Raw genomic sequence first — 7,441 nt, 5'->3', positions numbered from 1 at the left:
CCCCCCCCCCCCCCCCCCCCCCCCCCCCCCCCCCCCCCCCCCCCCCCCCCCCCCCCCCCCCCCCCCCCCCCCCCGACCCGGTGGTTGCCCGGGAGATCGAGGTGTGCGAGTCTCGGACGTCGTCCCCCGGAAAGGACTCGGTCGTGACAATCGGCATGGTTCTCGGCGACCACTCCCCGCGCGCTTCGACGCGGGAGCGGTAGCCCCGGCCGGTCTGCCGTGCCCCGCCCCCGCCGGGCGGAGGCCTCCGGCGCTCGCCCGCTCCTCCTCGAAGTGCGCTTCGTGCCCCGCACGTTCGCCCGCCGAGGAGCCTGCCTTGCCCGACACCGTGTCCGACACCGACCGCATCCACTGGACCGACGAGGCCACCGCCCGTTCGGCCCGATGGCATTCCGAGAACGCCGCACCGCCGCTGCGCCGGGTCGTCGTCGCGGACGACCGCACCAAGGCGGACACGGCGTACCGCCTGGCCTGCGAGGGCACCGGGCTGCTGTGGCGCGGCGACTTCCACAACGCCCGCCAACTGCTCCAGGCCATGGGCCGCCGCGTCGACCGCAAGGCCCCGCGCGGCGGCGACAACCTCGCGGACGCCTTCCGCGCCCACCGCAGGGCCCGCCGCCACCGCGCCCGAGTGCTGGGCCGACTGATGGTGCTGCTGGACGCCGGCCACCGCCTGGACCTGCGCCGAGCGCCGGACGTTCGGCAGGCGTGCGCGGAGGCGTACGGCCCTCCCGTCGAGCCCACCGCCGTCTCCCTCACGGAGCTCCTCGGCGTCGTCGGCGCCCACGAGTGGCGGCGCCGCGGCGTCGAGATCCCGGCCCTCGGGGCCCGCATCCACCCGCACTACGGGGTGTTCGCCCCGGTCCGCGGCGAGTACGTCGACCTGGTCGCCCGCGCGCGGCTCCCGGAACCGCGGCACGCCTCCGGCGGCACCGCGCCGCGCACCGCGTTCGACCTCGGCACCGGGACCGGAGTGCTCGCGGCGGTCCTCGCCCGACGTGGAATCGAACGCATCGCGGCGACCGACATCAGCCCGCGCGCCCTCGCCTGCGCCCAGGACAACGTGCACCGGCTCGGCTACGCGGACCGCATCGACATCGCGGGCCCGAGCCTCTTCCCGCCCGGACGCGCGCACCTCGTCGTCTGCAACCCGCCGTGGCTCCCGGGCAGTCCGACCTCGACCGTGGAACAGGGCGTGTACGACCCGGACAGCGGCATGCTCCGGAGCTTCCTCACCGGCCTCGCCGACCGCCTCGAACCGGGCGGCGAAGGCTGGCTGCTCCTGTCCGACCTCGCCGAACTCCTCGGCCTCAGACGGCCCGACGAGCTCCCCGACCTCATCCACTCCGCGGGCCTCCGCATCCTGGACAGCACCCACACCACCCCGACCCACCCCAAGGCCCGCGACTCCAAAGACCCCCTCCACCAGGCCCGAGCCCAAGAGACAACCACCCTGTGGCGCCTGTCCCCGGCTTGAGCTCCGGCGCCCCCTGAGCTCCCCGTCCTGGTGTCCGCATCGATCATCGGCGCAACGCGGCGCCCGGCATCGTCAAAGTGCCGGGCTCTTCGGGCGAGTTGCGTCAGCCGCGGACGGTGGCGAGCCAGGTACGGATCGAGGCGGCGATGCGTTCGGGGTGGGTCAGCGGGCCGAAGTGCGAGAGGTCGGGGTGGGATTCGAGCCGGGCGTCCGGGAACTGCTCGGTCAGGCGGTCGTATCGGCCGGACGGGGACTCGACGCCCTGGACGACCACCACCGGGCAGCGCACCTCCGCCATGGCCGCGTAGATGTCGGCGACCAGGGACGAGACGTAGACCTGGGCCTCGTCCAGGGGGCGGCACTTGAGGCGCACGTGGTCGCCCGCGTCGGCGAAGCCGTGATCGACGTACGCCGCCAGCACCTCCGGGTCGAAGGCGTCCATCGGCGGCTTCGACGCGTAGTTGCGCGCGGCCTCGGCGCGGTCCGGGAACGTCGGGCGCCGCCGTTTGGTCGGTTCCACGAGCGGGTTGGACTGCACCTCGCCCGCGGCGGGCGGCGGGAACGCCGCCGGTTCGTACAGCCACAGCGAGTCGAACGTTCCCGGGCGGGACGCCTCCGCGAGGACCAGCGCCGCGGCACCGCACGAGTGGCCGATCCCGACCAGGCCCCGCCGGGTCGCGTCCGCACCGAGGCCGTCGACCACCGTGAGCACGTCGTCGCCGAACGCCGCCCACGGGAAGTCGTAGCCCTCCGGCATCTCCGTGTCCCCGTGCCCGCGCAGGTCCAGCGCGTGGCAGTCGACGCCGGGCAGGCGGCGGGCGGTCGCCTCCCACACCCGGCCGTGGAAGCCGGTGGCGTGGGCGAGCACGGCCGTCACGCGGTCCGACTCGGCCCCGACACCCTCGACGGACGCGGACAGGCGGTGTACGGCGGGGAGCACCTTCTCCTGGCGGTCGATCTTCATGGACGAAGTCAACCATCGCCCGCACCCCGGCTTCCGCGCACCCCCGCCGGCCGCCACGCACGCGCGTCCACCCCGCCGCGAGCACCGTCGCCACCGACGCCCGCCCACGCGCGTCCACCCCGCCGCGAGCACCGTCGCCACCGACGCCCGGCCACGCGCGTCCACCCCGCTGCGAGCACCGTCGCCACCGACGCCCGCCCACTCGCGTCCCGCCCTCGTCCGCACTACCGCACACGGCCCGCCGCCCACGCGCACCGTCGCCACCACGCCGGCCCACCCGCGGCCCGCCCCGTCCGCACTGCCACACACGGCCTGCGCACGTGCTGACGCCGCCCGGCTCACGCGCCGCGCGAGGAGTGGTCGGACCTCCCGCTGGACGCCGTGTGCGTGGTCGACCCCATGGCCGACGCCCCGCTGGTCGACGACTTCCGCACGGCCGGGACCCCGGTCGTGACCGACCGCCGGGTGGAGGGCCGCGGGCGGCTACCGGGTCGAGACCGACTACGCGGCCGCTGTCGTCGAAGTCCTCGACCAGGGCCTGACCGAACCGTGCGGGGGCGCGGTCCCCACATGGGTGGACATCCGGGCGTCGTCGCTACGGGCCACCCACTGGAAGGCTTCCGCCTCCCGATAGTTCGCCGCCTCGGTCACGGCGCGCGCCAGATGTTGTCGAACGCGGCCTGCTCGATCGCGCGGCGCTGGCGTACGGCCTCCAACTCGGTCACCGCGTTCTCGACCGCCACGAGCACGACACCCACCGCGTCCTCCGGCGCGACCGGCGTCGCCGTCTCCTCGACCTCGTCGCCCGCCTCGGCACCGCTCGTGCCGCGCAGCCCGGCCGACCTCGCGAGCGAGGAGAGTGCGCGTTCGTCCGCCACCGGCGGGTTCCGCGGGTCGCGGCGGCGGGCCGCCCGGCCCTCCTCCTTGAGAGCGTCGGCGTAGGCGGCGGCCAACTCCTGGCCGCGGCGCCACAGCCAGTCCTCGGCCGTCTCGTACGGCTCCTGCCGGACCACCGCGGCCGCGGCCTGTGCGAGCAGCGGGTCGTCGAACGGGACGACCGCGTCCGGGAGGATCCTGTCGACGTCCAGCCTCACCGCCGACAGGGCCAGCAGGTCGACCAGCTCGGCGCCCGCGAGCGCCAGGGACAGTTCGCCCTGGCCCACATCGCGGCGGCCCGCCTCGTCCAGCGCGGTCGTGATCAGGGTGCGGGCAGTCGTCATGAGCGGCTCCACATCGGGGACGGCCGGAAGGCCGAGGCGGGGTGCCGGGCTCCGGAGCTTCCGATGACGAGCCTACGTAGCCGTCCCGCACGCCGCATCAGGCGGACGCGGACGTCGGCACCGGGGCAGGAGCGTCCGGTTGCGGTTCGGCAGGGCGGATCGTCTCGGCCGGCGGGTTGGCCGTGCGGCGTGCCCAGAGGTAGTAGACGACCGAGGTGAACGCCAGGCCGACGATCCACGACACGTCCGCGCCGTCCAGCTCCTCGGTGATCGGACCGGTGTAGAGCTTGGTGGCCAGGAAGGGGATCTGCACGCCCACGCCGACGACGTAGCAGGTCAACGCCGTCACGTTCCACCTGCCGTAGCGTCCGTGCGGGTCGTACAGCGCCGGGATGTCGACGCGCTCGCGTGAGATGACGTAGTAGTCGACCAGGTTGATGGCGCTCCACGGGGTGAAGACCATCAGCAGCATGAGGACGAAATTCTTGAAGTTGTCGAGGAAGTCCGCGCTGGCCGCCATCGCGATGGCCACGGACACGGCGGTGAAGCCCACGATGTAGGCGGCGCGGGCGGCGGAGGAGATGCGCGAGCGGCCGTCGAAGGCCGTCACGATCGTCAGGATCGACATGAATCCGCCGTACGCGTTCAGGCAGTTCACCGTCAGTTTGCCGACCACGATCACCAGGTAGATGAGGAACGCGAGGAAGGCCGGGCCCGCCAGGTCGCCGAGGAAGCCGACCTGGTCCGGCAGGAACGCCTTGCCCGCGACTGCGGCGGTCAGCGCACCGAGCGTCATGGCGATCTGCGACCCGATCACCGAGCCGCAGAACGTCGACCAGAAGGTCGCGCGGTCGCTGGTCTCGCGCGGCAGGTAGCGCGAGTAGTCGGCGACGTACGGCCCGAAGGTGAGCTGCCACCCGGCGCCGAGGCCGACTGCCAGCAGGAAGGTCGCGGCGTCGAAGCCCTTGTCGCCGACGTGCGCGCCGACGTCGTACTGCGTGAACAACCGGATCACCAGGTAGCCGAGGCCCAGCACGCCGATGACGGTCGCGACGCGGCCCGCGAGGTGGATGAGCCGGTAGCCGGTCACAGCGATCACCGCGGTCAGGGCGCCGAAGATGAGGATGCCGACGTTGGTGTTGTCGATGTGCAGCATCTCGCACACCGCCTGTCCGGCGAGGACGCTGCCGGTGGCGGCGAAGCCGAGGTACATGAGGATCACCAGCAGCAGCGGCAGCACCGCGCCGTAGACCCCGAACTGGGCCCGGCTGGAGATCATCTGCGGTACGCCGAGCCGCGGGCCCTGTGCGGAGTGCAGCGCCATGACGATGCCGCCGAGCACGTTGCCGACGAGTAGCGCGGGTATCGCCCACAGTGCGTCGGCGCCGAAGACGACCGCGAGGGCGCCGTCCACGATGGCGGTGATCTGCATGTTGGCGCCGAACCACAGGGTGAACTGGCTGCGCGGCGTGCCGTGCCGCTCGGCGTCGGGGATGACCTCGATGGTCCGGCGCTCCATCGCAAGGCGCGCCCCGGAATCTTGTTCGACCGGCATGGACTCACTCTCTTCGCGAGGCGAAGCGGCGACCGCTTGCTGGGGACCTGTGTCTGTCGTCCGCCGAATCTGGCATGCAGATAGACAGACATCAAGATCTTGAATGAATAATTTCAGCAATGGGGTGGTGCGAATGCCAGCAATTCAGGGCATTGCGCTGGGTCGCCGCTCCGCCTGCGAGAGCTCCGCCTGTCGGCGGTCAGCCCGCGATCGGTCAGTCTGCGATCGGTAGTCTGCGATCGGTCAGCCGGCGGTCAGCCCGCCGCGCGGGCCACCGGCTGGCGGAGGATCGTCCGCGGGTTCGGATCGGTGAAGTCGCTCAGGTAGATCTCGTGGTGCAGCCCGTTGCGCAAAAGGCCGTGCTCCGCCATGAAGGCGTCCATCAGGTCGAGGGACTTCTTCTCCTCACTGAACGGCCCCTCGTGCAGGAGCTCCACACACTCGCCCTCCGCGAACGAGACGAGCTGCACCCGGTCGACCGCCGCACCCGATCCCCGCGCCCGCTCGCGGGCCCGGTCGGCGGCACCCGGTTCGGGGACGGTGTCCAGCGGCAGCAGGAGGTGCCAGCGCCACTGGTCGCGCGGTACGTCCAGCGGGTCGCGGTCCGGGTCCTCGGCCCACCACCGGCCTTGCAGCGGTCCGGCGGGGCCGCCCATCGCGCCGGCGACGGCGTACAGCGCGCGGATCGCCGCCAGGTGCTCGGTGCCGCCGGGTTCGCCCATGCCGGTGACGTTGAGGCAGGTGACGGGTTCGGCGTGGACGAGTTCGGGGGTCATGTCTCCTCCAGGGGGATCATCAGGTGGGTGACCAGCCGGTCGGGCGGCGTGGTCGCGGGGTCGGACACGTACACCTCGCGGAGCGGCCCGCGTACGGGATGGCGTCGCTCGGCGCACCAGGACAGCAGCGCGTGCGCGGTCAGCCCGATCTGGTCGTACGGGCCGACGTGCGTCGCGCGGGCGAACCGGCCGCCCGGCAGGACGTCCGGCTCGGCGCCCGGCACCGGCCGGTCGCCGACCAGCGCCACGGCGACCGGGATCGCCTCGCCGAAGTCGAGCGGGAACAGGCCGATCAGCTCGGGCGGCCCGGCGGGCGCCGCGGCGGCCAGCAGCCGGGCCACGGCGGCCGACGTGGCCCGGCCGAGGTCGGTCTCGTCCGCCGCCGTCTCCCGGACCACCGCCACGCGCCGCGCCGGTTCGTCGGCCACCGTGACCGGCGCGGACGGCAGGCCCTCGGCCATGACGCGCTCCAGCGCGGCCAGGGTCGAGCGGCGGCGCGCGAGTTCGGCCTCCAGGCGCTCGTGCACGCCGTCCAGCGCGCCGGTCGCGCCGTCCAGCACCTGCGCGATGGCGGCCAGCGGTACGTCGAGCGTGCGCAGCAGCCCGATCGACAGCGCGTCCCGCGCCTGGTCGTGGCGGTAGTAGCGGTAGCCGGTCTGCTCGTCCACGTACGCGGGCACCAGCAGCCCGAGTTCCGCGTAGTAGCGCAACTGCTTGACGCTGAGTCGGCTGAGCCTGGCGAACTGCCCGATCGCCAGCAGGTCGTCGTCCATGGCCTCAGCATGGGGTCTCCCCGAGGGGGAGAGTCCAACGCGGCACGCCAGGGTTGCACGTGACTGTATTTGTCCGTATGTGTCGGCACGTGTCGAAGTACGGTCGCCGCGGGCCTGGTTGTTGCGGGGACGCCGCCGTACCATGCGCGGGTGATCCAGGGGTTCTCGCACATCCAGCTCGTGGTCCGCGACGTCGCGACGAGCGCGGCCTTCTACCGCGACGTCCTGGGCCTGCGCGATCTCGCCTCGGGCGTCATCGACTCGGGCCCGTACGCGGCACTCCGCCATCCGGCGGCGGGCTTCGTCGTCGGCATGCAGACGGCCGCGCCCGGGGACCCGTCCGGGACCGCCACACCGGGCATCGACCACCTCTCGTTCGCGGTGGCGGACCTGCCCGCGCTCGAACACCTCCGCACCGACCTCGCCGCCCGCGGCCACGAGGTCGGCGAGATCTTCGAGGAAGCGGTCAGCCACAACCTGCGCCTGGCCGACCCGGACGGCCTGGTCCTCGAACTCACCGCCCCGAAGGTGCCGCTCCGCGAGGCGTGAGTGGCCGGCGTCACCGCCGAGGCGCGGGAGACGTCGGCACGGGGGCGGCGGGCGTCTGCCGCGTGCTCGGCTGTCGTGAACGTGCGGCCGGGTGGCGGTGCGGGCGGCCTCGGCGCGGCGGGCAGTG

The 7,441-nt window shown here is 73.4% G+C and carries 7 protein-coding genes; 2 read left to right on the top strand and 5 right to left on the bottom strand.

Annotated features, from left to right (window positions below):
- The first annotated feature begins 316 nt into the window (after window positions 1-316).
- The gene (locus ACRX5S_RS24775; protein WP_436775285.1) at window positions 317-1,477 is read left to right on the top strand and encodes a methyltransferase; all 1,161 of its coding nucleotides are present in this window, start codon (window positions 317-319) and stop codon (window positions 1,475-1,477) included.
- 103 nt (window positions 1,478-1,580) lie between these two features.
- Here the strand turns inward: ACRX5S_RS24775 and ACRX5S_RS24770 are convergent, their stop codons facing one another.
- The 5 genes from ACRX5S_RS24770 to ACRX5S_RS24750 form a co-directional block, all read right to left on the bottom strand.
- Complete coding sequence (locus tag ACRX5S_RS24770) at window positions 1,581-2,441, bottom strand: alpha/beta fold hydrolase (protein ID WP_436775284.1); 861 nt, start codon at window positions 2,439-2,441, stop codon at window positions 1,581-1,583.
- 647 nt (window positions 2,442-3,088) lie between these two features.
- On the bottom strand, window positions 3,089-3,661 hold the full coding sequence (locus ACRX5S_RS24765; protein ID WP_436775283.1) for a GPP34 family phosphoprotein: 573 nt from the start codon (window positions 3,659-3,661) through the stop codon (window positions 3,089-3,091).
- Window positions 3,662-3,758: 97 nt separating this feature from the next.
- Window positions 3,759-5,216 (bottom strand): purine-cytosine permease family protein, encoded by a 1,458-nt coding sequence (locus ACRX5S_RS24760; RefSeq protein WP_436775282.1) that lies wholly within the window; start codon window positions 5,214-5,216, stop codon window positions 3,759-3,761.
- Between the two features lie 254 nt (window positions 5,217-5,470).
- The gene (locus ACRX5S_RS24755; RefSeq protein ID WP_436775281.1) at window positions 5,471-5,992 is read right to left on the bottom strand and encodes a GyrI-like domain-containing protein; all 522 of its coding nucleotides are present in this window, start codon (window positions 5,990-5,992) and stop codon (window positions 5,471-5,473) included.
- Window positions 5,989-6,765 carry a MerR family transcriptional regulator gene (locus tag ACRX5S_RS24750; protein WP_436775280.1) on the bottom strand — a complete coding sequence of 259 codons (777 nt, stop codon included), beginning with the start codon at window positions 6,763-6,765 and terminating at the stop codon, window positions 5,989-5,991. Before ACRX5S_RS24750 ends, ACRX5S_RS24755 begins: the two co-directional genes overlap by 4 nt.
- A gap of 150 nt (window positions 6,766-6,915) precedes the next feature.
- Between ACRX5S_RS24750 and ACRX5S_RS24745 the strand changes: the two genes are divergently transcribed.
- Window positions 6,916-7,314 (top strand): VOC family protein, encoded by a 399-nt coding sequence (locus ACRX5S_RS24745; protein ID WP_436775279.1) that lies wholly within the window; start codon window positions 6,916-6,918, stop codon window positions 7,312-7,314.
- Window positions 7,315-7,441: the final 127 nt, after the last annotated feature.

The organism is Yinghuangia sp. YIM S09857 (genome assembly GCF_051388915.1).
Classification (GTDB): domain Bacteria; phylum Actinomycetota; class Actinomycetes; order Streptomycetales; family Streptomycetaceae; genus Yinghuangia.
The sequence above is the reverse complement of the archived record's forward strand: the minus strand, read 5'-3'. Positions and strand labels throughout refer to the sequence as shown.